Origin of the sequence: Streptosporangium pseudovulgare (assembly GCF_014648055.1) — a bacterium.
Lineage (GTDB): Bacteria > Actinomycetota > Actinomycetes > Streptosporangiales > Streptosporangiaceae > Streptosporangium > Streptosporangium pseudovulgare.
The window spans coordinates 115,334-137,132 of the sequence record NZ_BMQJ01000018.1 but is presented as its reverse complement, the minus strand read 5'-3'; the positions used below and the strand labels follow the sequence as shown (position 1 = coordinate 137,132).

Below are 21,799 nucleotides of genomic sequence, written 5' to 3'. Positions count from 1 at the left end.
CGGGGTCTCCCACGACACCTCGGCATGGACGCAGGAGTGGTACGTGCGGGAGGAGACCCCGCGGGCGGCCGGCCCGGGCCTGGTCGACCACCACCGCGGCAGCGCCCCGACCCGGTCGCGACAACGATGCGCGGCCGTCGTCGGGCGGCCGGCCGTGTCCGTCGCGGCCGCGCGGCGATGAGGGCGCGGAGCGGATCGGGCGCACCCTGTGGCAGGCTCCCGGCTCGGCCGTCTAGGCGTTCTTCTCAAGCCAGGCGACGATGCTGCGCACGTATCCCTCGACGTTCGTCAGCGGGCGGCCGTCGAAGACTCCGACGAGATGCCCGACGCCGAACGGGGCGTCGTAGATGCGGGCGCGCCGGCAGGTCTCGGGGTCCACCGCCTTCTTGATGGTGTCCCAGCCGTGCCAGGCCATCAGGGCCGCGTCGATGGCGGGGTCGAACAGATGCGCCTGGTCCCAGTCCAGGACGCCGATCAGCTGGCCGTTGCGGCTCCAGTGCACGTTGGCGCCGCACAGATCGCCGTGAACCAGTGCGTCCGGTACGGCTTCCAGGTCCCGCGCCGCTTCCAGACGCGTGCGGCACTCGTCCCGCCATCTGTCCGGCAGACGCGGAATGACCTCCTCGGCCAGGAGTTCGGCCCAGCCCTTTTCTCCCGGGGCGTTGAGCAGCCGCCTCAGGCGCGGAGTGACGGTGACCTCTCGCACGGCGCGCAGCAGTTTCCCGATCTGGCCGGGGTCGCCCTGTCCCTCAGGCTGTGCCTCACCGTCGATCCAGGAGACGGCGACCGCCGTACGCTCGCCGAACCGCGTCACGGGCGTGAGCGGCTCCGGCACCGCGAAGGGCAGCCCGGCCTGGGAGATCTCCCGCTGCGCCTCCATGCGGCGCGGCATCTCCTGCGCCGACGACGGACGCTTGCTCACCCGTACGGCTGCCGTTCCTGGGAGGAGGACGACGTGGTGAAGATTGCCCTCCGTGATCCGGGCGTCGTCCAGGGAGCGGCCGGGGAGAAGGGCGTCGGCGATCTCCAGTAGTTCGCCGGTGGTCGGGGCGGCGGGCGTGGGGCTGTCGGTCATATCTTCTCTGGAATCCATGTCGTTGCGATGCTCGTGGTCTCCCGGCGCCGTCCGCCGGGGCCGCCTGGGGAAGGGGAAGGCTGGGTTCCGTCCGGCGGATCATGTGACCGTCTTGCTTTTGCCTTGAGGTCGTTGTTCCGGTCGTGGGGCGGGGCGATCTGACACATGACGGGTGGGCGCGACCTGCGTCGCGTCCGCCGAAGTCCGGGCACCGGGGTGGTCGTTGGAGCGACCACCGCGGGGTGGTCGACGGGATTCTATTCCGGATCCGTACGGGCCACCTCGGCAGCGCCGCTCCGGCGAAGGGCCCGGACGCTCCCGGGGTGGTCCGATCTGCGGGATCCACCTTTCCGGGGAGGGCCGTGCGGCATGACGAACGCGCTCACGTCTTCCATGACACCGTCACCGTGGCCTCGATCCGCCTCCGGCCCAAGCTATGATCAGCCCGTTTCCAGAGCGTCCGCCCGCCGCGTCAGGTCCGCTGCGATGCCGTCCCAGTCCGGTCCGTGCGACCACAGGCTCGCGGCGGCCTCCCGCATCAGCGCCGGCTCGTCCGGTCGCTGCAAGAGCACCAGCCGATAGGACAGGTTGCGGACCCAGACCGGCAGATGGCCGTCGGCCACGTGCGGGCAGAGCTCACGCAGCATGGCCAGGATCGAATCCGCGTCGGCGAAGGTCAGCTCCTCGAGGAAGTAGCGCTCCTGATGGTCGAGGCCGCACTCCGGCGTAGGTCGGTACTCGTCTCCGTAGAGACACCGGGCGTGCTCCGTCAGGGTGCTGTGCATGTTCTGGAGCGTACGACGCCTTGACCGGCCGGGCAGAACCCAGCCGGGTCGTGTCCTCACGCGTTCTTCCGCGGCCCCTTTGGTGCCCGCCGCGCCGCCCTCGATAGCGGTGAGCGCTCCGGGAAGGCGTGGAATGCCTCGATCACGAGCGCGGCGAAGCGCCGGGAAGCCATGACCCGAACGGCCGCCTGGTGGTCGTCGGTGCGGTCGGAGGCCACCCGCCGCCGGCCAGGCAGGTCAGGGCCGCCGGCGCCGCGGGGAAAGGCGGGAGGATCCGCTTCACGGAGACCCGTGGTCTCCGCCGGCCACGGGTCGATCACCGGCCGAGAATACGGTGACGGCCGGCTGAAGGGCCGTCGATCAGCGGGCCCCGGCGCTGACCGTGCCGTTCACCGCGATGCCAGGTCGACGGCGTGTTCGACGTGGATGCGGGTGGAGTCGAACACGGGAACGGCGCTGTCCTGGGGGCCGATGAGAAGGGTGATCTCGGTACAGCCCAGGATGACCCCCTGGGCGCCGCGTTCGGCCAGATCGGTGATGATCCGCCGGTAGGCCTCACGGGAGGAGTCCTCGACGCGGCCCTGGGTGAGTTCCCGGTAGATGACGTCGTGCACGAGCGTGCGGCCGGGCTCGTCGGGCACCAGGATCTCCAGCCCGTGCCCGAGCATCCGGGATCGGTAGAAGTCCATTTCCATGGTGAAGCGGGTGCCCAGCAGCCCTACGGTCGTGAGGCCGGCGCGGGTGATCCGTTCCGCCGTCGCGTCGACGATGTGGACGAAGGGAACACCGATCGCCGCCTCGACGGCCTCGGCGACCCGGTGCATGGTGTTGGTGCACAGCAGGACCATCTCCGCCCCGGCCTGCTCGAGGGTCTTGGCCGCCTGGGCGAGCCGCCGCCCGGCGGCCTCCCAGTCTCCCGCGCGCTGCATGGCCTCGATCTCGGCGAAGTCCAGGGTCAGCAGCAGGCTCCGGGCGCAGTGATGGCCGCCCAGCCGCCTGCGGGTCTCCTCGTTGAGCAGCCGGTAATACTCGGCGGAGGATTCCCAGCTCATGCCGCCGATAAGGCCGATGGTCCGTGTCATGGACCCATGGTGGCCCATGGGCGAAGCTCATAGGTAGGCCTGTGTTTCTTGGATGACCCCCAAGCGATACTTATGGCATGGATGCCCACCGCCTGCTCATCTTCCGGCAGATCGCGCATTCCGGTTCGATCGCGGGGGCGGCCCGCTCCCTCGGGTGGACGCAGCCGGCGGTCAGCCAGCATCTGCGCCATCTGGAGCGCCAGGTCGGGATGGCGCTCGTGCTGCGCCGCCCGCGCGGGATCCGGCTCACCGAAGCGGGCACGGTCCTGCTACGCCACGCCGACGCCATCGCCACACGGCTGCATGCCGCCGATGACGACCTCGACGCGCTGGCCCAGCTGCGGGAGGGCACCGTCCGGCTCGCCGCGTTCCCCTCGGCCAGCGCCGCGCTCGTTCCCGCCGCCATGAGCCTGCTGGCCCGGCGCCATCCCGGCATGGACGTACGGCTTCGCGAGGCGGAGCCCCCCGAGGCGCTGGACCTCCTCGCCACCGGTGAGGTGGATCTGGCCCTGACGTTCACTCACGCGGGGGAGCACCCGGCCGACCACCCCGGGCTGGTGCGGGCCGTGCTGGGGGAGGACCCGGTCCGGCTGGTTCTGCCGCGCTCCCACCCCCACGCGCACGCCGCACCGCCCGACCAGCCGGTCAACCTGCGGCTGCTGTCGGAGGAGAGGTGGATCGGGGGATGTGAACGGTGCACCGCGAACCTGCTTCAGACCTGCCAGGACGCGGGCTTCGTCCCGGACATCCGCCACAGCACCGACGACTATGTGGTCACCCAGGCGCTGATCGCCCGCGGTCTGGGGATCGGGCTGCTCCCGCAGCTTGCCCTCGACGCCTTCCGGGATCCCGGTGTCACCGTTCGCGTGGCCGCGCAGCTTCGTCCCCGGACCGTGCACCTGATCCATCCTCGCGAGGCGGACCACATCCCCGCGGTCCGCAGCGCCGTACGCGCCCTCCACGACACCGTCTCTCCCCGCCACTTCGACGACGGCGGAAAAGTACTCATTCGGTGAGCACTTTGTCTGGAAGCATCGTTCTCACAAGCCACCGAACGGAAGGCAGAAGAACGTGCTCCGCGGACTCACCACCATCAGCTTCTACGCCCATGACGTCGCCGCCGCCCGTGACTGGTACGCCGAGCTCCTCGGCGTGCGGGCCTACTTCCAGCGGCCCGAGCAGGGCGACCCGGCCTACGTGGAGTTCCGCGTCGGCGACTACCAGCACGAGCTCGGCATCATCGACGCGCGGTTCGCTCCGGACGGCTGGAGCACCGAGGACGGCGGAGCGATCGTCTACTGGGCCGTCGACGACCTGGAGGCGACCTGGGCGCGGCTGCTGGAGATGGGGGCCACCCCGTTCGAGAAGCCGACCGAGCGCGGCCCCGGGTTCGTCACCGCCTCGGTGCGCGACCCGTTCGGCAACATCCTCGGCGTCATGGTCAACCACCACTACATGGACGTCCTCGCGGGCCGGAAGGGCTGACCACGATGACCGACAACGCCCTGCTCCTGGACGACGCCGCCGCCTGGAGGGCATGGCTCACCGAGCACCACGAGACCGCCCGCGACGTCTGGCTGTTGATCGCCAAGAAGAACGGCGCCGCGAAGACCGTCACCCTCGACGAGGCCCTGGACGAGGCGCTGTGCCACGGCTGGATCGACAGCCACCGCAGGGCGTTCGACGGCGACTACTACCTGCAGCGTTACTCGCCGCGCACCCGCCGGAGCCCCTGGTCCAGCACCAACGTCGCGAAGGCCGAGGCGCTGACGGCCGCCGGCCGGATGCGCCCGGCAGGCCGCGCCGCGATCGAGACCGCCAAAACCTCGGGCCGCTGGCCCGCCCGGCACGCGCTTCGCGGACCGGCTGAGCCGGCGGCTCGCCGCGCCGCGGGCCTGGCGGGAGCCGGTGCGGTCGGAGCCGGGTCTGCCGATCCGCGAAGCCGATGCAGGAGCTCCGGCTGAGCCCGACCGCACGGTTCCGGCTCCGGTAAATACGTTGCGGAGTCCGAAACAGGCGGGGCATGCTGGATCGATCGAGCGGCGCAGAGCGCTGCCTGAACTAAGGAGGGCTGACGAATGGCCATCACCGCGCTGCGGCACGTCCGTATCAGTCCCACCTCTTTGTTCAGGAGCACACCCGTTGTCTTCCGAGTACGAACTCTCTGACACCTACTCCGACCTCGACTCCCGCCGGTCCGAATTCACCGGTGACGAGTCCCGACCAGATCCGGCGGCAGCCTTCGTCTTCGAGTTCCATTCGGTCGACGAGGAGCTGGGCCCGAATCAGCGGTGGTCCACCTGGCTGGAGGTCGAGCGCGGCTCTCGCGGCCCGGAACCACGCCCCTCGTGGGTCGTGACGGAACAGGCTGCGATCGACACCGAGCTCGGCGTCCTCAAAACCGGCAAGGAAGCCGACGTCTTCCTGCTCGAACGGGCCGTCGAAGCCATCGGCGGCAATCCGGCGAAGTCCTCGCTGCTGGCCGCGAAACGGTACCGCACCGAGGAGCACCGGTCCTTCCACCGCAGTACGTCGTACGTCGAAGGCCGCCGTACCCGCAACAGCCGCGACAGCCGGGCGATGGCGAAGAAGACCTCGCACGGCCGCAGTGTCGCGGCCGGTCAGTGGGCGTACGCCGAATGGGACGCCCTCAACCGGTTGTGGAAAGCCGGCGTCCCGGTGCCGTATCCCGTGCAGGTGGACGGCACCGAGCTGCTGATGGAGTTCATCGACGACGGCGAGGGCGGCGCCGCGCCCCGGCTCGCCCAGGTCCGGCCGTCGAAGGAACTGCTCGGTGTGTACTTCGAGCAGCTCCGCAACGGCATGCGTGAACTGGCCCGCGCGGGGCTCGCGCACGGCGACCTTTCGCCGTACAACGTCCTCGCGCAGGCCGAGCGGATCGTGATGATCGACCTGCCCCAGGTCGTCGACGTCGTCGGCAATCCGAAGGGCATGGACTTCCTGATGCGCGACTGCCACAACATGGCCACGTGGTTCACGAACCGCGGGCTTGAGATCGACGAACAGGAGTTGTTCGCCGACCTGCTCACCATGGTGTTCTGACCGCCTTCCGCACGACGACGCGCTCGGACACCGACAGGTCCATCCGGAACCCACAGCGGTGCGGTGAAGTGGGTGACGACCGGTCCTCCATGCCGTCCCGGTACGCCCGGTGGATGGTGCCGCGCTTGCCGTGGCACCATCCACCGGGCATCGACGCGTGCCAGAACCGCTGGTCGCCCAGGTCGCGGAAGCGCGGGGAGAAGGTGCAGCCCAGGACCTTGAACAGGCCGAACACCATGCCGGCGTAGGAGGCGTTGCCGGCGGCCACCATCTCCGGCTTCACGGGGATCGAGCGGCAAGGAACGGTCGGTGACGTTGACGAGGCGTCGGGGCGCGGCCCACCGGCCGCTGCCGTCGGTGGAGGTCTTCGGGCGAACGCCGGGTCCCGTCAGTGGAACAGCTTGAGACCGACGACCCCGGCGAGCACGAGGAGCAGGGACAGCAGGCGCATCACGTTCGCCGGCTCGCCGAGGTAGAGCATCCCGAAGATCGCCGTACCTGCGGCGCCGATGCCCACCCAGATCGCGTAGCCGGTGCCGACCGGAATGGTGCGCAGTGCGTAGCCCAGGCCGATCATGCTGAGGACCAGGGCGACGGCGAAGATCGACGAGGGAAGCAGACGGGTGAAACCGGCGGACTTGCTGAGCGCCACGGCCCACACCGATTCCAGCAGACCGGAGACGATCAGAACCAACCACGACATGATGACCGAGCCCTTCGACACGGTCGTCTTTGCAGGCCGGGTACGACACGCCCTCGTCCGGTATGCCGCTGGTGCGACATCAGCCTTCAGCCTACCCGGCACCGCCGGCCACGGCACCGCGAGTCGTCCTCGCCGTGCAGGCCGAGGCCGGAGGCGCCGATGGGCCCGGTTCCAGGTCGGAAGGGCTCCTCGTCGACCAGGTCATATATCGGCATCAGGGGCACGGGGGTTTCCCGTCGCACCGAGGGGCGGACTCGACGGGGCAAGGGCCAACGCCCGTGAAGCTCTGAGCGCGATGCTGGTCCGTCCTGTCTCATGGCACTACGGAAGGGGGTCCTACGTCAGGGGATCGTCTTCGGGGTCGCGGCCGTGACCTGGGATGAGGAATCTCACGTGGCGAAGCGCGCCGGTGAGGAGTGAGCACATGCCTATCGGACAGGGCGCGCTCCTCCTGGGATCTTGCTCGGTCGCGAGTTCGGCGATTCGGGCAGTAGCCGCCTGCGGTCAGTCGAAGAGCGCCCCGAGTAGCGCGCCCTGGCCGGACTGGAGGACATGGGCGGCTTCGAGTGGGATCCAGAAGCACTCGAAGTCGGTGGGCTCCCGTTCGCCGTCGTGGAGTTCCCGGCCGGCCCATCGCTCCGGGGTGGGCTCGGTGAGCTCCAGGTGGAAGACGTGGCGGTGCTGGATCTCGAATCGGTAGGGACTGATGTCGTAGGTGACCTCACCCAGCTTCCGGACGATCCTGAACCGGGTGAACCCCGTCTCCTCCCGTGCCTCGCGAAGGGCGGCGTGCTCCGGTGTCTCCTCCGGCCGGATGCTTCCGGCGGGGACTTGGATTCCGACCTCTTCGTAGCTGAAGCCGGTGTGCCGGAAGACCAGCAACCGTCCGTCACGAACGACATAGCACAGCACTTTGCCCTTAACGATCTTTTTCGTCATGGGTTCTTTTCCCTTCACTCGACAGCGGCGGGTCTCGGACCGGACACGGTGATGTGGCTCAGCGTCCGCCGGGACGACGGATTGCTCAGCAGGGAGTGGGAGCTCGGCTGCTTCGACGACGACATCCCCGACGACGCCTTCGGCGCTGGTAGTTCAGCCGGAGCTCGGTCGGTGTGCGGACCTCGTAGGTGCTCACCTCCTGGATTCCGCCGTCCAGCGGCCGGGGCGGTCCGCTCATCGCGGCCGGGTCCACCGCCACCCGCCGGAACGGCTCCGGCACGCCCCCCACGGTGAAGTCTCACGTCGGCACCCGCACGCCCCCCCCGGCTGCTGGGCACCGTGGCCTCGCCCCGCGCCACCGCGATCACGCGCAGCGGCCTGCAGCCTTCGGCCGGGCACTTCTCGTCGGCGAAGGACTTGGGCTTGCTGAGCCCGGCGTAGGCGGCGGCGGCCGTCAGGACCGGCACGCTCAGCGTGCCCCCGCCGGCCCAGCGCAGCTCGGCCGGGGCGGGCGCCTCGGCCGGGAGTTCGGTCTCCAGCTTCCAGGCGCTGTTGACCGCGCTCCGTCCGACCCGGCGGGGCGTGTGCTCCCAGTCGGGTTCCAGGGTCAGGTTCCGCAGCGGGACGAACCCCGCCTTCCAGGGCCCGCGCTCCGCCGAATCCCGCCAGTGTCCGGCGACCTCACGGGCGCGGTCGGTGAACTCCTCGGCGGTGACCGGTGTCCGGGCGGAACCACAGGCCGTCGCGAGCAGGAGAAGCATCGCGGCCGCACGCATCCTCATGATCGGTAGACGTGCCGGCGGGTGGCACGGTTCGCTCGGCCAGGGCCCCGAACACGACCGCGTTCGGGCTCGGCCCGATCCCGGTGAAGACGACGACGTTCGCGGCGAGCGAGGTCAGGAGCGCGGGAAGCGCGCCTGTCCTCTCGACGATGCGCGCACTGATCAGGCCGCCGAGCAGGCTGCCGATCGGTGGCCCCGCGAACTGCAGGCCGATCGTGGTGATCGCCTGCTAATGGCCGTTCGCCTTGTGCAGCAGCGGTTTCGCGACGATGTCGGGCAGCGCCGCCTGCGCCGCGTTGGCGAAAACGACCGTACACGCCCCCAGTCCGAAGGCCGTGGCAGCGAGCGCCGGGATGCCGATCTCGACGGCCACGAGTCCGGTGCGTGAACCCATCCAGGACCTGCGGGCAACAACGGGCCAGAAATCTTCCCGGCCCCGAGAGGCTCACGATGATCTTACGCAATGCGCTCATGGTCGCCTTGCTGGTGGGAGCGGCCGCTGCCACCCCCATGCCCCCATCCGCCGCGCCCGCCGGCACCGGTACCGGCACATCGAACAGTGTGACGCTGATCACCGGCGACCGGGTGATGGTCGCCGGCAACGGTTTCCGCGTCGTTCCCGGCCCCGGCCGGCAGGTGGACTTCACCAGCCAGATGCGCCAAGGGCATCTGTACGTGATTCTGTCCGACGCCCGGACGTTGGTGGCCGGAGGCATGCTCGACCGGCGGTTGTTCGATGTCACCCAGCTGCTGGCCTGGCGCTATGACGATGCCCGCAGATCCGACATCCCCCTGATCGCCCAGTCGGCGCAGGTGCCCACGGCCGCCCTCCAGGCCCGGCGGCTGGCCGGCGCCGGCATGACCACGCTGCGCGTGCCGAAGGAGAGCGCGGGCCGGACGTGGAAGGACCTGACCAGCGGCGCCCGCGCGCTGAGCGCGGGGAACACGAAACTCTGGCTGGACGGCCGCCGCTTCTTCGACCTGGACCAGAGCGTCAAGCAGATCGGAGCGAACACGGCTTGGGAGCGCGGCCTGACCGGCGAGGGCGTCACCGTGGCCGTACTCGACTCAGGTTACGACCCCGACCACCCGGACCTGAAGGAGCGGTGGCCTACGAACACAACTTCAGCGAAGACCCTGACATCCGCGACATCCTCGGCCATGGCACCCACGTCGCCTCGACCGTCGCCGGAGCCGGGGATAAATACCGGGGCGTGGCGCCCGACGCCAAGCTGGCCATTGGCAAGGTCGGCGGTGACGACGGCATCGCCGACTCCGCCGTCCTGGCGGGCATGGAATGGGCCGCCCTCAAGGTCAAGGCCAAGATCGTCAACATGAGTATCGGCGGGCCCGACACGCTGGAACTCGACCCCCTGGAAGGGGCGCGGACATCGTCGCCGCGGCACCCGGCGGCGCCTACCAGACGCTCAGCGGTACCTCGATGGCGGCGCCGCATGTGGCGGGAGCCGCCGCGATCCTGGCCCAGAAGCACCCCGAATGGAGCGGTCGGCAGCTCAAGGCGGCGCTCGTCGGCAGTGCCGCGCCCTCGGCCGGTGCGACGCCGTACCAGCAGGGCAGTGGCCGGGTGGACGTGGCCCGCGCCGTCGACCAGCGGATCGTGGCCCTGCCGGGCGATCTGTGGGCGGCCTTCCCCTGGAACGGCCAGGGCGAGCGGGTGGCCACCAGGACCCTCACCTACGCCAACACCGCGGACACCCCGGCCACCGTCGACGTGACCACCGAAGGGGAGACGCTGAAGCTGTCCACCCAGCGGCTGGAGGTGCCGTGGAATGTCTACGCGGAGTTCAGCGAGCGGGCGTACGGCAAGACCGTCGCGCACACCGCGGTGCGCATCGCCGATCGCGACCAGCAGGTGGTCGTGGACGCACGCAAGGGAAATCCGGTACGGGTCACGCTGGACGATCCGAGCGCGGCCCCCGGACGCGGCCACGAGCTGAGCCTGTCACACGGCGCCTGGGGCATCGCGAGCTTGTCGGGCGAGGACCCCAACACCAGGCTCTTCGTCGTCCCCGCACGCCAGGAGGGCCTGCGCTACCTGCTGCGGACCATCTGGTCCAGCAAGGACGCCGTGCCGAGCCCATACCTGTACGACCTGGCCGACCACCGCACCGGCGGTCTGCCTGAAGATCCCACCTACACCGCCAGGCAGAAGGACCTCGCCACGGTGAGCTCGACCTTCCGCGCGTCCGCCACGGCGGCCACCGGCCTGCCCCTCAGCGGGCCGCGCTTCCGCGACGACTGGCCGGTGTTCCTGGTCTCGCCGCCCCAGGACATGGACCTGCCCGGCACGCTCACCTACTACCGCACACCCGGCCTGACGTGGGACAGCATGCTCGAACTCGGCACACACACGCTCGCCGACGGCGGCCAGGCCATGAAGTCCGGACAGCGTACCCGGCAAACCTGGAACGCCGCGGTGACCGGTCCCGCGACCGCCGGGATCCGCGGCAGCCGTACCCGGGACACGCTGGCCTTCTCCACCGTCGGGCTGTTCACCGACCCCGCCCCTGGCAGGGTCGGAGCGGACACGGCGGCATCCGGCACCGCCACCCTCAGCCGGAACGGGAACGTGCTCGCCGAGGCATCCCTCACCGGCTGCGCGCTCAACCAGTGGGAAAGCCGCCGCTTCCAAGCCGCGCTGCCGGCGGAGTCGAGCGTCTACACGTTGCGGGAGTCCATGCGCAGGCAGGCGCCCTACTCCGCGCTGTCCACGGCGGTGGAAAGCGTGTGGACCTTCCGGTCGGCGCGTACAGAAACGGAGCGGCCGCTACCGCTGATGGCGGTGCGCTACGCGCCCAGCGGACTCGACGACCTCAACCGCGCCAGGCCCGGCTCACTGACCGAACTGCCCATCAGGGTCGAGGGCGCTCCCTCCACGCTCAAGCTGGAGCTCTTCTCCGACGACGGCACGAGCTGGCGTACCGTCCCGGCCCGGCGCACCGCCACGGGATGGACCGCCACGATACCGAACCCGCGCACGCCCGGATTCGCCTCGCTGAGGGCTACTGTCAACGGCACGTCCGGCACCACCCTGACCCAGACGATCATCCGGGCCTACGCCATCGGCCCGGGCTGATCTCGCAGGCCCGGCTCGTCCGCTGAACATACTGGGCCGAAAACGACCCTGGCGGGGGCGGACCGGATCTTTCTCCGGATCATTTTCGACGTGGAGAAGCAGCAGATCGGTAGGGACCGCGCGTTCATAGACATGGACCGTGAAATCCTGCGGCCGGCGGAGCCGGCACCGAAGGTGTCCGCTCCGCCGGCCGCATCCCCTGATGCTGACCTGGTCGCCTTCCATCGCCGGTATCGGCTCGGTCTTGTGTGGTTCGCTGTGCCGCTCGTCGGCGACCAAGGGACGGCCGAAGACGTGGTGCAGGACGTGTTCCCCCGGCTTCGGGGCGGCGTTTCCGACATCAGAACGGCCGGTCACGATAAGACGAGCCCGCCGGGCTCCTTGACGTGACCGGCCGTAGCGGCGATTACAGGAAATTACTTGGGGCTGGTTGCGCGAACCCGCGCGGGGGCCCCAGACCACGGTCCGCTGTCCCGCGCGGGGCGTCAGGGCATTGCGGACCGGTCGCCCGTGAGCGATCCGGCCGAGCCGCCGCACCACCTCGCCGTCCCCGTGCCGCAATGCGATCCCGCCGAGCACCCGGTCACCCTCGACGATCCACCGGTACGTGCACGCCACCCCACCGGCATCCGCCTGATCCGGCTCGCCGGCCAGCCGCGCCATCCAGGCCGCGAACCCGGCCGGTGAGCCGACCTCGTCGGCCGGCAGCAGCCCGAAACCGTCCTCATGGAGGCCGGGACCCCACTCGGCACGCGCCTCGAGCCAGGCGGTGTGGAGCCGGGTGGTGGGCGCGATCAGCTCGGGCGCACGACGACGTTACCGAGCCAGGTCGTGCAGTGACACGGCCGAGGGCAGACCGTCGATCTTCGGCTGACCGTTCGGAAGCAGCCGAACGAAGTGCCGTCAAAGGTGAACAACGCTCGGGCGCGCGTCGGCGCGGCCGTAGGCGAGGATGCGCCGCAGCGCGTTCCGGAACTGCTCGATCGCTTCGCCGTCCGCCTCAATGATCGCTTCGATCTCGGGGTCGGGCAGGCCCAGCGCGTCCAGGTCGTGCGGGTCGAGGACGATGCGCAGCATGTTGCCGTGCAGGGTGAGTTCACTGACGGCGCCGTAGGCGGTCCCCTGGTTCGCGGTGACCACGCAGTGGGTGTCCCAGCCCAGGGCGATGTCCTGCTCGTCGGGTTCGCACGTACTGCACTGGAAGTCGAACATCAGGCCGCCGCCGTCCTCGGCCTCGGCGATGCCGGCCGACAAGCACTCGTATTCGGGCTCTTCGGTGACTGCGACTGCTCGGGCGATGAACCTGATCGTCATATCGCGGGAGAGTAGTGGCAGACCGATCCAGCACATGAAGCAGGTGGCTGCAGGGCGCAGTGGCGGAGCCAGCGGAGCCTCCAGCCCTTCTCGCGGGGGTCGAGAGCACGGGTGGCCTGCTGGAAGAAGTCTTCGGCGCGCCGATACGGCAGCCGTTCGCGTCCGGTCACCGGCGACACGGCGACACGGCGACACGGCGACGCCGGCGCGGCTGCCCGAAGCGTGAGCCGCGATCGCGTCGGCGGGCAACCCCACGCGACTCCCGTCACCCGTTGCCGGTCCGGAGAACCGGGTCGGGCAGGGAGACGTCCAGCCGGCTGCGTCATACGCTGCAAGACGACGGCTTCGCGGCGCCGGCCTCTGCGGGGACCGGGACGGCCGTGTCACGCTGTCAGCCGTGGTGGCCGCGTTCCTCGGCGAGGCGGTGCGGCACCCTCGCCAGCCGCAGGAAGGTCACCAGCCCGACACCGCCGACGAGGTTGCCCAGGATGGCCCAGCCCAACGCCGCCAACCAGTCCAGGTAGCCGAACGGAGCCCGGCCGGTGATCAGGGCGGTGAACATCAGGATCGAGTCCAGCACACTGTGGAACAGCTGACCGCCGGCCAGCAGGGCGCCGAACAACACGGCCGGCACCAACCGGACTCCGAGGCTGTCGGTGGCGTGCTGCATCCGGGTCATCAACGTGATCACCATGCCGGCCAGCACCGCGAGAGAGAACGAATGCAGGTTCATCCCCAGATGCGCGAAGTGGGTGCCGGCCTCCACAGCGGTCGGATGCAGCCGGGGAAAGGCCTGCACGATCAACCAGGCGATTCCCCACCCACCGGCCAGGTTGGCCACCAGCGATACCGCCCACAACCTGGCCAGTCCACCCACGGATCCATGCCGGGCCGCGACCGCGGCCACCGGCACCAGGAAGTTTTCGGTGAACAACTCGCTACGGGCCATCACCAGCGCGACGAAACCGATGCCGAACGCCAGTCCGGCCAGGATCGTGGACCCGCTCGCCTCCTTGACCAGCAGGTACGCCAACACCCCGGTGCCGACATCGATCCCACCGAGCAGGCCGGTCACCACCAACGTCGACCACGGCCGCGCCAACCGCCCCGAACCCTCACTGACCAGACGGTCGAAGGCATCCTCAAGATCGGGCTCCGGCTCCACCGGAGGCTGCGTCAGCCCGTCACCATGACGGTAACCGGACTCCGAAGACTCACTCACTGAGACGTCATGCCCCTCGCGGCAGCCGCTACTCCTCGCGCACTCCCTGCGGTGGCCGCCACGCTCTGCGCGGCATTCTCGGCCGCGATGTGGTGGCTACCGGTGTGTTCTTGCACCGCCCGCCAGCCCACCGTCTCGGCCGCGGCAGATCGAACCCGAGGACGCGAGATCATCCGCCTGGTTCCGCCGGCGCCGGAAGGCTGATGGCCTCTCAAAGGCGGCGACACCGTAACCATGCACGGGGGAAGACCCGTGGGCGGAACCGCGACGATCATTGAGATCGAATGGCCCAGAACGTGACCTCGATGCGGCCCCGAATCGGTTCCGCCGCGCCGCTCTCCAGGCCACCTCGCCGCCCCGTCAACGACAGGTGAACCCCTGGTCCGGCACCGGGGGCCTTGGCCGACGAACAGGGCATCGGACACCATGACCAGATGATCGCCTTGCGGCGGACTTGCCCGGGACCCGGTTGAGGAATTCCTTCGAGCGGTCCCGCCGCTGACCTGGAACCGGCCGGAGCCGTTGCACGAAGCAGCGGCCCAGATGTCCTGCCACCTCGCCCGGCCCGCACAACCAGGGCCGGCTCATCACCCGGGGATTTCAGCCACCACCAAGAACAACAAGGCCGAGGCCAGGAATGGCTGAGAGCTGAGGTCGTCGATCCATCCTTCGGCGTCCGGCGTGAGATAACCGGCATCGACGGCCCGGGTGACGTTGCGGCGCAGCCCGAAGACGTGATCGGCGGTCGTGAAGTCGCGGAAGACCGGCGCGGCTGTCGCCACGGACCGCACCACGAGTCCTGCCTCCCCGCACACCCGCGCCAGGCTGCGGCCGATGGTCGCGTTACGGATGATCTCTGCGACCAGGAACCGAACCAGCGCGCGGCTCATGGCCGGCTGAGGGGAATCGATCAGCAGCCCCTCCCAGTCGGGTTCGGCCATGACGACCCGCCCTCCAGGGCGGGCCACCCGGCGAAACTCCGCCAGCACCTGCGCCGGATCCGCCACGTGCTGGAGCACACGGTCGGTGCGAGCTCGATCGACGCTCCCATCGTCCAACGGCAGCGCATGGACGTCTCCGGAACGGATCTCGACCAAGGGGTGTTCTGCCAGGCGGGCACGAGCCTCGGCGATCATCACGGGATCCCGGTCCACCCCGATGACCTGGCCGGCCGGTGCGACAGCGGCCGCCATCGCCGCCAAGTCGGTCCCCGGCCCGCACCCGATATCGAGCACGGCCTGCCCGGGGTGAAGATCCAGCAGTTCCAGCACCTGCTGCTTGTAGTCCCGGCCCGCTGTGCTTGCGGCGACGTGGTCGAGGTAGGCGATCGGATCCGGACGAGACCGGGAGTCGTTATTGATCACGCGCACAGCCAACCAGGCGCGGATGCAGTTCCCGAGGAAGAGATGTCGAGATCTCGTGCACCGTGCCCCCGTTCCTCCCGGTCCAAGGGCTTTCTGCCTTGTGATCATTGCCGCTCACTCGCCACTTCTTCTTCCGCGCGGGTATCGCTCTACCCCGACCTCGGCGGCCGAACTGACGACGGGAACCGGCCCGCCCGGTGGCGAGAGGTCGGCCGGCTCTCGGTCGGCATGGCGATGGGCCCCATCCCGGCGCGGCCACAGGCTACTCGGGGGCGCCGGGCGCCGGTCCGGAGCTGAGATCATGCCGCTGTGACCGAGCTCGTGGAACATGTCGACGATCAGGACCATGTGCTGGGCGTTGTCAGCCGGGACGATGCGATCCGTCATGGCCGGCTACACCGCATCGCCACCACTGTCTGCCGCGATGAGCTGGGAAGATTCCTGGTGTACCGACGGGCTGACGGACTGTCCAGATACCCCGGCCATTACGAGGTGACCTTCGGCGGGGCAGTCGACGTCGGGGAGTCCTACCAGGCAGCGGCCTCACGTGAGATCACAGAGGAATTAGGCGTCGAGGTACCGGTGCATGAAGTGGTCAGGTTCCTGTGCCACGGCGAGATCGGCTCGTACTGGCTCGGGGTGCACGAAGCGGTCATCACCGGCGACGTCTCGCCCGATCCCCATGCGGTGAGCTGGGTGGGCTGGCTGACGAGCGCCGAGTTGAGCGAGGCCGTGAGGCGGCACCGGTTCATTCCAGACGGGCAGGAGGCACTCCGCCGATACCGGTTCCGTAAGTCCGACATCGCAGAGCGTTGTCAACGCTCATGATCACACGGATTCGTCGTCAGGTACGGTTCCAGCCGGACGAGCCGTGTCCGTGAATCTTGTTACCAGGGCGTTCGGCCGGTGAGAAGATCGGGGGTGCTCCGAACAGCAAACGCAGTACTCGCAAGATTGCCAGAACCGCTGCACGCGCTTGCGCTGAAGCACCGTGAACCGCTGAAGTTCGCGGTGGTGGGTGGAGTAGCGTTCTTGGTGGACAACGCGGTGTTCTATGGGCTGAAGCTGACCGTTCTGGAACCGAAGCCGGTGACCGCGAAGATCATCGCGGTGCTCGTGGCGACGATCGTGTCCTACGTGTTGAACCGCGAATGGTCGTTCCGGGCCAGGGGCGGCCGCGAGCGCCGTCACGAGGCGGCGCTGTTCTTCCTGGTCAGTGGCGTCGGTCTGGTGCTCAGCTCCGCGCCGCTATGGATCTCCCGGTATGTGTTCCGTCTGGAGACCCCGGATGTGAGCCCGGTGACCCAGGAGATCGCCGACTTCATGAGCGCGCAGATCATCGGCACGCTGATCGCCATGGTCTTCCGCTTCCGGGCGCTCCGGAAGTGGGTCTTCCCCGAGGAGAAGGCCCGGTCCGGCGGCCTGCGACTGGCTCCCACTCCCGATTCCACGGACGAGGCGGCTTGATGACAGCGAACCCAGAAGCCGTTTCGGCGCCTGGACTGCCTCATGCCGCTGCCGCGCTCCACGAGCCCGGCCCCGCGATGATCGCCGAGGCGGCAAGTATGTGGCGGTGCCAACCGGTGTACGGCTCGGTGTCGTACAGCTCGTCGGCACACCCGGACACCACTGCCCTCGCACGGCAGGCGTGCAGTGCCTCGGCCAGCGCACGGTGTGCGTCGGGGCCGCCCATCTCGTGGCGGGGTCCGCTCCTGCGTGCTGCCGAGGTGCGGCGGATCCACCTACAGCAGGCTGCCCCGGAAGCGACCGTAGGCGGCGATGACCTCCAACGCGTCCCGGCGCTCCAGCGACACCGGGGCCAGGCGGTCGGCGAAGGCGTTGGACGGTTCGCGGTCATGACGAGGTCGGTGCTGTCCCGCGGGATGTCAGAGCCGCCTGCACGATGCGGATCGCCTCGCCCGCGTCGATGCCGACGCTGGCCACTACGGCCGCGTAGTCGGCGGCGGCCCTGTGCACCCGCTGCCGGCCCTCCTCGCCGGCGGCCGACACGTATGAGCCCGCCCGCCCGCGTGTCTCGATCAACCCCGCCTCCTCCAGTTCCCGGTAGGCCCGGCCGACCGTGTTGACGGCCAGGCCGAGGTCGGCCGCGAGGTGGCGGATGGTCGGCAGCCGGGCGCCCACGGCCAGCGTGCGGTCCTGGATCTGCCGGGCGAGCTGGGCCCGTAGCTGCTCGAATGGCGGCACCGGCGAGGCCGCGTCGATGACGATCACTGGTTGCTCATCGCCTGCCGGGCCACCGTCGCGCTCGACGGCGTCCTGGTTTGGAGCGCGATGAAGGCGGCCAGGCCCAGGATCAGGTAGGCGACCGAAGCGGCGCTCCACCAGCCGGGCGCGGTGCCGAAGAGCAGCACCATGGGCAGTGACCACTGCACGTTCGGCGTGGCGAGGACGCGGGCGTCTTCGACGCGCATGATGACGTCGGCGGTCAGCGACTCCTCGTCCTCCGCCACGACCGGGTGCCTGAGCAGATGGCGTAGCTGCAGGGCGAAAATGGCGGTCGCGCCGAGCAGGCCGATCAGCAGGACGACGGCCAGCCGCCGCACGGTGGGGCCGGGAACGGCCAGGGCGCTCCCGGCCAGCACCATCGCACCGGCGAAGGTGGCGACCGTGAAGACGGCGTACGGCCGGCCGAGCACGGCCCGCCAGCCGGGCTGGATCAGATGGGCGGCCCTGCGGGGCAGGGTCGCGCCCACCCGCTGGTCGACGCGTCGCACCCACCGGTCGAGCAGCAACTGCGCCAGCAGCAGGCCGGCTACGACGACGGCCAGGGCCAGCAGCTGCAGCGGGCGCTGCGGCTGGGTGCCGCCGAAGGTGACGCTGGCAAGCGCGCTTGCGATGATCAGCACCCCCAGGATGACGTGAGCGGCGAGGCGGGCCTGTCTCCGGACCGCCAGCCGGCTGGCCAGCAGCTGGGTGGGGCGAGCTCCGGCCAGGTCGTGCCGGGCCAGCCACTCACCCGCCAGTCGCAGGTCGGCCGCACGCGCCGGCGGACCGGCGTCCGGTGATGGTTCACGAGTCATGACGCCTCCTTTGTCGCAAGCTTTGTATCAACATGGTGCGTCATACCTTGCGACAAAGTCAACGCGCCGCCGCCACGTGTTCAGGCCCCACCCAGGCACGCGCGACCGGCCCCCAGGTGATTTCTGTGATCATGATCGCGGACTGTGTTTTCGAGGACCGTCCGCCCCGAGCTCGACAAGGCCGTCGCCTGGCCTGTGAGCTCCGCTCCGCGGGGTCGCGGTCACGCTCGTGGTGCACGAGCACAAGCGGCTCGGCCGCGGCCTCGACGTAACCCCCTGACGCAATCAATCCCTCGACCATCTCATCAGACAGGGTCACCCGGCAGCTCACGGTGCTCGGTCATGCCGCCCTCATCAAGGACGCGGGCCAGGCGGCGGATCCCGGTCTGCGGCCGGTCCACCGTTTTGGTCCGGCGCTCGGGAAAGCCTGTCGTCGGAGCCGGGGCGTTCTTCGCCGGCGCGGCGGTAGCGGTCTTGTCACCGTCGGCCGTGGCGTCCGGCGTCCTGCGGGGGCGTCGGCCTCGTCTGAGGTGAACGTGGCGGCCCGCGGCGGGCACGACGCGCCGGTCGGCGCCGCGTCCGTCAGGAAGTGTGTCGGGCGCGGCGTTCGGCGGCTGCGGCCTGATGACTTCGATCCCGACCTACTCCACATTGACTTCACCACCCTGGCCGAGGCGGCGTAGCGGGTCCCAGCCCCCTGCTGATTCGGGTGCGCAGGGAGTGCAGGGCTTGCCTGAGTTCGGCCGGTTCGATGTCTGCGATGTCGGCGTCGAAGGTGAGGAGCAGTCCGGCCAGTCCTGGCCACGACCATGCGCCGAGTGTGAGTCGGCACGTGGCTTCGGTGGCGTACTCGACTGTCGATCCGCCGGGGGCGAACCGGGCGACGGTGGAGGCGGGCAGGGCGAGGATGGCTGAGCCGCGGCATGGCCATTCGGCGGCGGCGTCTCCGCGGTCATGTGCGGTCATGACGAAGGCGACGGGATCGCGGTGCGGGATGTCACGTCGGTCGAAGGGGGTGTGCGTGGGCATGCGTGGTTTGACGTGGTCCATGCGCATCGCGCGCCATCGGTCCGCATCCGGGTCGAAGGCGACCAGGTACCAGCGTGCGGCCCAGACCACGAGGTCGTGCGGCTCCAGCGTGAGCGTGACGGGTTCGCCGTCACCGGTGTAGTCCACGCGAACGAGGTGCTGCCGGTTGATCGCGCTGCCAACGGCGCGGACGATCTCGGCGTCGATCGGTGGCGCGGGGAACTCCCAGTAGTTGCGGGCTGAGGAGACGGTGAACGCTTCGGCGTGCAGGCGGCTGCGTGCGGGCATCGCCTGGTACAGCGTGGCGAGAGCACGGGCCGCGTTCTCGCGGATGCCGGAGAGGACCGCCGGCACCGTCTGGAGCGCGACAGCGGTGGCGACGGCCTGGTCCTCATCGAACACGACCGGCGGCAAGCGGGTGGCACGACCGAGCCGATATCCTCCGCCTGCTCCGCGGACGGCCTCGATCTCGTATCCCAGGTCCCGGAGCGTATCGATATCGCGACGCACGGTTCTCACCGACGCTCCGAGCCGGGTGGCGAGTTCCTCGGCGGTCAGGGTCGCACCGATCCCGAAGATCGACAGCAGCTTGAGCGTCCGCGCTGAAGTAGCGGCCATGGTTCTCCGATTCTCTCACCGATAGCGGTCACTCGATGGCAACTATGCCGACGATGGTGGCCGACATGACCGATTCACCGAGCCCCCGAGAGGGCACCCGCACCACTGAGGCCTCTCCGACACTCATCGCCGACGCCGGCGCGACCGCGGCGCTGCTGGTGGTGCTCTTCGGTTCCTTCATGGACCTTCTCGACGCGACGATCGTCACCGTCGCGGCCCCGGCGATAGCCCAAGACCTGAGTGCCGGCGACGCTCAGATCCAGTGGACGATCGCCGCCTACACCCTCGCCCTGGGCGCGGGCCTGATCACCGGTGGACGGCTCGGTGATCGGTACGGCCGCAAGCGGCTGTTCATGATCGGGCTGGCCGGGTTCATGGCCACCTCGGCGCTGTGCGCGCTGGCCGTCGATCCGGGGATGCTCATCGGCATGCGGGCCGGGCAAGGACTGACCGCCGGGATCATGGTCCCGCAGGTGTTCGGGATCATCCGGGCATCATTCGCTCCGAGCGAGCGTGCCAAGGCGTTCGGTGCCTACGGAGCGGTCCAGGGCCTCGCCTCGGTCGCCGGCCCGCTGCTGGGCGGGCTGCTCGTCGACATCGACCTGTTCGGCCTGGGCTGGCGCACGATCTTCTGGATCAACGTGCCCGTCTCGATCCTGGCACTCATCCTCGGCGCGAAGGTCCTGCCGGAGTCCCGCTCCGCTTCGACCGCGCGACTGGACCTCCCCGGCGCGCTCCTCGCGGCCACGGGCATCCTTCTCCTGCTGCTGCCGATCATCCAGATCGAGACATGGGGATGGACCTGGGCCGGTTACGCCCTCCTCGCAGCCGGAATCATCGTTCTCGCGATCTTCCTCGCCCACGAGCGCCGCCTCACCGGACGCGGAGACGAACCTGTTTTCGACCCGGCTCTGCTGAGAATCCGCGCCTTCACGGTCGGCCTGAGCGCTTCGGTGCTCTTCTTCGGCGGCATCGGGTCGTACTTTCTCACCCTCTCGGTCTACCTCCAGAACGGAACCGGCCGAACCGCATGGGAGACCGGCCTGGTGATCCTCCCGTACGCGCTCGGCTCGATCATCACCTCCGGCCTCGGCGTCGCTCTCGCCGCCAAGGCGGGCAGAACGCTCCTGATCGCCGGCTCGCTCACCATCGCGGCATCTCAGCTCATCCTGTGGTCCATCGTCAAGGACGGCAACGATCCCGGATACCGGCTCCTCGCCCTCGCACTCTTCATCGGTGGCCTCGGGCTCGGTCTCGCCGCACCCGTCCTCGTCAACGTCGTCCTCGCAGGCGTTCCCGGACGCAACGCAGGTGCCGCAGGCGGGGTGCTCTCCACCGTCAACCAGATCGGCGGCGCCGTCGGCATCGCCGTTCTCGGCACGATCTTCTTCACCTCCGTCACCGGTTCAGCCGCCGGGGCACCGGTGCTGCCCGACTACGGTCACGCGCTCAGCATCGTCCTGATCGCTTCCGCCGCGCTCTACCTGATCACGGCACTCGTGATGCTCGCCCTCCCGAAAGCCGCAGTCGAGCACGCCGAATAGAGAACCCATGCCGCGCGCGGCTGACCGGTCGGCGAGCCCGTCCGCAGAATCCTCCTTGATGTACGTGATAAGGGACTGCTAACCCGTACATGGACGATCATGAGACGGCAGCGAGCAGGGCATCGGCCCGCCGGACCGCCG

Annotated in this window: 26 protein-coding genes, 2 pseudogenes and 1 riboswitch; of the genes and pseudogenes, 13 read left to right on the top strand and 15 right to left on the bottom strand. The window is 69.5% G+C overall.

Translation table 11 applies throughout. The features are described from left to right. Nucleotides 1-232 precede the first annotated feature (232 nt). Entirely contained in the window at nucleotides 233-1,075 is an 843-nt protein-coding gene (locus tag IEZ10_RS30360; RefSeq protein WP_189249946.1) for a phosphotransferase, read from the bottom strand. A 143-nt stretch (nucleotides 1,076-1,218) separates the two neighbouring features. On the opposite strand from IEZ10_RS30360, the pseudogene IEZ10_RS39385 reads away from it, so the two are divergent. Continuing rightward, nucleotides 1,219-1,353 (top strand): annotated as a pseudogene (locus IEZ10_RS39385) (IS5/IS1182 family transposase); the annotation flags it as partial. Between the two features lie 162 nt (nucleotides 1,354-1,515). Here the strand turns inward: IEZ10_RS39385 and IEZ10_RS30355 are convergent. Then, nucleotides 1,516-1,860 carry a hypothetical protein gene (locus IEZ10_RS30355; RefSeq protein WP_189249945.1) on the bottom strand — a complete coding sequence of 115 codons (345 nt, stop codon included), beginning with the start codon at nucleotides 1,858-1,860 and terminating at the stop codon, nucleotides 1,516-1,518. Nucleotides 1,861-2,249: 389 nt separating this feature from the next. Beyond that, nucleotides 2,250-2,942 (bottom strand): aspartate/glutamate racemase family protein, encoded by a 693-nt coding sequence (locus tag IEZ10_RS30350; RefSeq protein WP_189249944.1) that lies wholly within the window; start codon nucleotides 2,940-2,942, stop codon nucleotides 2,250-2,252. Nucleotides 2,943-3,019: 77 nt separating this feature from the next. Here IEZ10_RS30350 and IEZ10_RS30345 point away from each other — a divergent pair, with 77 nt between their 5' ends. The 4 genes from IEZ10_RS30345 (at nucleotide 3,020) to IEZ10_RS30330 (ending at nucleotide 6,005) form a co-directional block, all read left to right on the top strand. After that, a complete protein-coding gene (locus IEZ10_RS30345) occupies nucleotides 3,020-3,958 on the top strand; it encodes a LysR family transcriptional regulator (RefSeq protein ID WP_189249943.1) in 939 nt (312 codons plus the stop codon). 55 nt (nucleotides 3,959-4,013) lie between these two features. After that, entirely contained in the window at nucleotides 4,014-4,427 is a 414-nt protein-coding gene (locus IEZ10_RS30340) for a VOC family protein (RefSeq protein WP_189249942.1), read from the top strand. A 5-nt stretch (nucleotides 4,428-4,432) separates the two neighbouring features. Next, a complete protein-coding gene (locus IEZ10_RS30335) occupies nucleotides 4,433-4,906 on the top strand; it encodes a YdeI/OmpD-associated family protein (RefSeq protein ID WP_229811797.1) in 474 nt (157 codons plus the stop codon). Nucleotides 4,907-5,084: 178 nt separating this feature from the next. Next, complete coding sequence (locus IEZ10_RS30330; RefSeq protein ID WP_189249941.1) at nucleotides 5,085-6,005, top strand: serine protein kinase RIO; 921 nt, start codon at nucleotides 5,085-5,087, stop codon at nucleotides 6,003-6,005. Here the strand turns inward: IEZ10_RS30330 and IEZ10_RS30325 are convergent. The 4 genes from IEZ10_RS30325 to IEZ10_RS30310 form a co-directional block, all read right to left on the bottom strand. Continuing rightward, a complete protein-coding gene (locus IEZ10_RS30325) occupies nucleotides 5,989-6,288 on the bottom strand; it encodes a Tn3 family transposase (protein ID WP_189249940.1) in 300 nt (99 codons plus the stop codon). The two genes, IEZ10_RS30330 and IEZ10_RS30325, sit on opposite strands and share 17 nt — an antisense overlap. A gap of 105 nt (nucleotides 6,289-6,393) precedes the next feature. Further along, a complete protein-coding gene (locus IEZ10_RS30320; RefSeq protein ID WP_189249939.1) occupies nucleotides 6,394-6,708 on the bottom strand; it encodes a DMT family transporter in 315 nt (104 codons plus the stop codon). A 17-nt stretch (nucleotides 6,709-6,725) separates the two neighbouring features. Next, nucleotides 6,726-6,792: riboswitch (guanidine-III (ykkC-III) riboswitch) on the bottom strand. Between the two features lie 420 nt (nucleotides 6,793-7,212). Continuing rightward, nucleotides 7,213-7,647, bottom strand: coding sequence for an NUDIX hydrolase (locus IEZ10_RS30315; RefSeq protein WP_189249938.1), 435 nt, complete (start codon nucleotides 7,645-7,647; stop codon nucleotides 7,213-7,215). A 14-nt stretch (nucleotides 7,648-7,661) separates the two neighbouring features. After that, on the bottom strand, nucleotides 7,662-8,429 hold the full coding sequence (locus IEZ10_RS30310; protein WP_189249937.1) for a hypothetical protein: 768 nt from the start codon (nucleotides 8,427-8,429) through the stop codon (nucleotides 7,662-7,664). An 11-nt stretch (nucleotides 8,430-8,440) separates the two neighbouring features. Here IEZ10_RS30310 and IEZ10_RS30305 point away from each other — a divergent pair, with 11 nt between their 5' ends. Beyond that, nucleotides 8,441-8,662 carry a hypothetical protein gene (locus IEZ10_RS30305; RefSeq protein WP_189249936.1) on the top strand — a complete coding sequence of 74 codons (222 nt, stop codon included), beginning with the start codon at nucleotides 8,441-8,443 and terminating at the stop codon, nucleotides 8,660-8,662. Here IEZ10_RS30305 and IEZ10_RS30300 read toward each other — a convergent pair. Continuing rightward, a complete protein-coding gene (locus IEZ10_RS30300; protein WP_229811796.1) occupies nucleotides 8,659-8,823 on the bottom strand; it encodes a hypothetical protein in 165 nt (54 codons plus the stop codon). The two genes, IEZ10_RS30305 and IEZ10_RS30300, sit on opposite strands and share 4 nt — an antisense overlap. Before the next feature lie 505 nt (nucleotides 8,824-9,328). Here IEZ10_RS30300 and IEZ10_RS40470 point away from each other — a divergent pair. From IEZ10_RS40470 to IEZ10_RS30280, 4 genes and pseudogenes are all read left to right on the top strand, one after another. Continuing rightward, nucleotides 9,329-9,724, top strand: a pseudogene (locus IEZ10_RS40470) (S8 family serine peptidase); the annotation flags it as partial. Nucleotides 9,725-9,726: 2 nt separating this feature from the next. Further along, nucleotides 9,727-11,526 (top strand): S8 family serine peptidase, encoded by a 1,800-nt coding sequence (locus tag IEZ10_RS30290; protein WP_189249934.1) that lies wholly within the window; start codon nucleotides 9,727-9,729, stop codon nucleotides 11,524-11,526. 90 nt (nucleotides 11,527-11,616) lie between these two features. Then, nucleotides 11,617-11,916: a hypothetical protein gene (locus IEZ10_RS30285; protein WP_189249933.1), complete on the top strand. Its 300-nt coding sequence runs from the start codon at nucleotides 11,617-11,619 to the stop codon at nucleotides 11,914-11,916. Between the two features lie 120 nt (nucleotides 11,917-12,036). Continuing rightward, the gene (locus IEZ10_RS30280; RefSeq protein ID WP_189249932.1) at nucleotides 12,037-12,213 is read left to right on the top strand and encodes a hypothetical protein; all 177 of its coding nucleotides are present in this window, start codon (nucleotides 12,037-12,039) and stop codon (nucleotides 12,211-12,213) included. Between the two features lie 216 nt (nucleotides 12,214-12,429). Here the strand turns inward: IEZ10_RS30280 and IEZ10_RS30275 are convergent, their stop codons facing one another. The 4 genes from IEZ10_RS30275 to IEZ10_RS30260 all read right to left on the bottom strand — a co-directional run bounded on the left by IEZ10_RS30275 (nucleotide 12,430) and on the right by IEZ10_RS30260 (nucleotide 15,426). Beyond that, complete coding sequence (locus IEZ10_RS30275; protein ID WP_189249931.1) at nucleotides 12,430-12,840, bottom strand: Imm10 family immunity protein; 411 nt, start codon at nucleotides 12,838-12,840, stop codon at nucleotides 12,430-12,432. Further along, entirely contained in the window at nucleotides 12,837-13,010 is a 174-nt protein-coding gene (locus IEZ10_RS30270; protein ID WP_189249930.1) for a hypothetical protein, read from the bottom strand. Before IEZ10_RS30270 ends, IEZ10_RS30275 begins: the two co-directional genes overlap by 4 nt. Before the next feature lie 221 nt (nucleotides 13,011-13,231). Further along, nucleotides 13,232-14,062, bottom strand: a complete 831-nt coding sequence (locus IEZ10_RS30265; protein ID WP_229811793.1) for a formate/nitrite transporter family protein — start codon at nucleotides 14,060-14,062, stop codon at nucleotides 13,232-13,234. Nucleotides 14,063-14,649: 587 nt separating this feature from the next. Then, nucleotides 14,650-15,426, bottom strand: a complete 777-nt coding sequence (locus IEZ10_RS30260; RefSeq protein WP_229811792.1) for a methyltransferase domain-containing protein — start codon at nucleotides 15,424-15,426, stop codon at nucleotides 14,650-14,652. A gap of 309 nt (nucleotides 15,427-15,735) precedes the next feature. Between IEZ10_RS30260 and IEZ10_RS30255 the strand changes: the two genes are divergently transcribed. After that, the gene (locus IEZ10_RS30255; protein ID WP_189249928.1) at nucleotides 15,736-16,254 is read left to right on the top strand and encodes an NUDIX hydrolase; all 519 of its coding nucleotides are present in this window, start codon (nucleotides 15,736-15,738) and stop codon (nucleotides 16,252-16,254) included. Nucleotides 16,255-16,380: 126 nt separating this feature from the next. Continuing rightward, entirely contained in the window at nucleotides 16,381-16,893 is a 513-nt protein-coding gene (locus IEZ10_RS30250; RefSeq protein WP_229811791.1) for a GtrA family protein, read from the top strand. A gap of 387 nt (nucleotides 16,894-17,280) precedes the next feature. Here the strand turns inward: IEZ10_RS30250 and IEZ10_RS30245 are convergent, their stop codons facing one another. The 3 genes from IEZ10_RS30245 to IEZ10_RS30235 form a co-directional block, all read right to left on the bottom strand. Beyond that, nucleotides 17,281-17,658, bottom strand: coding sequence for a GntR family transcriptional regulator (locus IEZ10_RS30245; RefSeq protein WP_189249926.1), 378 nt, complete (start codon nucleotides 17,656-17,658; stop codon nucleotides 17,281-17,283). Next, on the bottom strand, nucleotides 17,655-18,467 hold the full coding sequence (locus IEZ10_RS30240) for a hypothetical protein (protein WP_189249925.1): 813 nt from the start codon (nucleotides 18,465-18,467) through the stop codon (nucleotides 17,655-17,657). Before IEZ10_RS30240 ends, IEZ10_RS30245 begins: the two co-directional genes overlap by 4 nt. A gap of 657 nt (nucleotides 18,468-19,124) precedes the next feature. Further along, a complete protein-coding gene (locus tag IEZ10_RS30235) occupies nucleotides 19,125-20,114 on the bottom strand; it encodes a helix-turn-helix transcriptional regulator (protein WP_189249924.1) in 990 nt (329 codons plus the stop codon). Between the two features lie 65 nt (nucleotides 20,115-20,179). Here IEZ10_RS30235 and IEZ10_RS30230 point away from each other — a divergent pair, with 65 nt between their 5' ends. Further along, nucleotides 20,180-21,658, top strand: a complete 1,479-nt coding sequence (locus IEZ10_RS30230; RefSeq protein ID WP_189249923.1) for an MFS transporter — start codon at nucleotides 20,180-20,182, stop codon at nucleotides 21,656-21,658. Nucleotides 21,659-21,799: the final 141 nt, after the last annotated feature.

Bases quoted from the DNA above. Each gene is read 5' to 3' on its own strand.
- IEZ10_RS30350 (WP_189249944.1), bottom strand. From the start codon at position 2,942: ATGACACGGACCATCGGCCTTATCGGCGGCATGAGCTGGGAATCCTCC.
- IEZ10_RS30345 (WP_189249943.1), top strand. From the start codon at position 3,020: ATGGATGCCCACCGCCTGCTCATCTTCCGGCAGATCGCGCATTCCGGT.
- IEZ10_RS30355 (WP_189249945.1), bottom strand. From the start codon at position 1,860: ATGCACAGCACCCTGACGGAGCACGCCCGGTGTCTCTACGGAGACGAG.
- IEZ10_RS30310 (WP_189249937.1), bottom strand. From the start codon at position 8,429: ATGAGGATGCGTGCGGCCGCGATGCTTCTCCTGCTCGCGACGGCCTGT.
- IEZ10_RS30335 (WP_229811797.1), top strand. From the start codon at position 4,433: ATGACCGACAACGCCCTGCTCCTGGACGACGCCGCCGCCTGGAGGGCA.
- IEZ10_RS30315 (WP_189249938.1), bottom strand. From the start codon at position 7,647: ATGACGAAAAAGATCGTTAAGGGCAAAGTGCTGTGCTATGTCGTTCGT.
- IEZ10_RS30290 (WP_189249934.1), top strand. From the start codon at position 9,727: ATGGGCCGCCCTCAAGGTCAAGGCCAAGATCGTCAACATGAGTATCGG.
- IEZ10_RS30300 (WP_229811796.1), bottom strand. From the start codon at position 8,823: ATGGGTTCACGCACCGGACTCGTGGCCGTCGAGATCGGCATCCCGGCG.
- IEZ10_RS30360 (WP_189249946.1), bottom strand. From the start codon at position 1,075: ATGACCGACAGCCCCACGCCCGCCGCCCCGACCACCGGCGAACTACTG.
- IEZ10_RS30230 (WP_189249923.1), top strand. From the start codon at position 20,180: ATGACCGATTCACCGAGCCCCCGAGAGGGCACCCGCACCACTGAGGCC.
- IEZ10_RS30275 (WP_189249931.1), bottom strand. From the start codon at position 12,840: ATGACGATCAGGTTCATCGCCCGAGCAGTCGCAGTCACCGAAGAGCCC.
- IEZ10_RS30235 (WP_189249924.1), bottom strand. From the start codon at position 20,114: ATGGCCGCTACTTCAGCGCGGACGCTCAAGCTGCTGTCGATCTTCGGG.
- IEZ10_RS30240 (WP_189249925.1), bottom strand. From the start codon at position 18,467: ATGACTCGTGAACCATCACCGGACGCCGGTCCGCCGGCGCGTGCGGCC.
- IEZ10_RS30320 (WP_189249939.1), bottom strand. From the start codon at position 6,708: ATGTCGTGGTTGGTTCTGATCGTCTCCGGTCTGCTGGAATCGGTGTGG.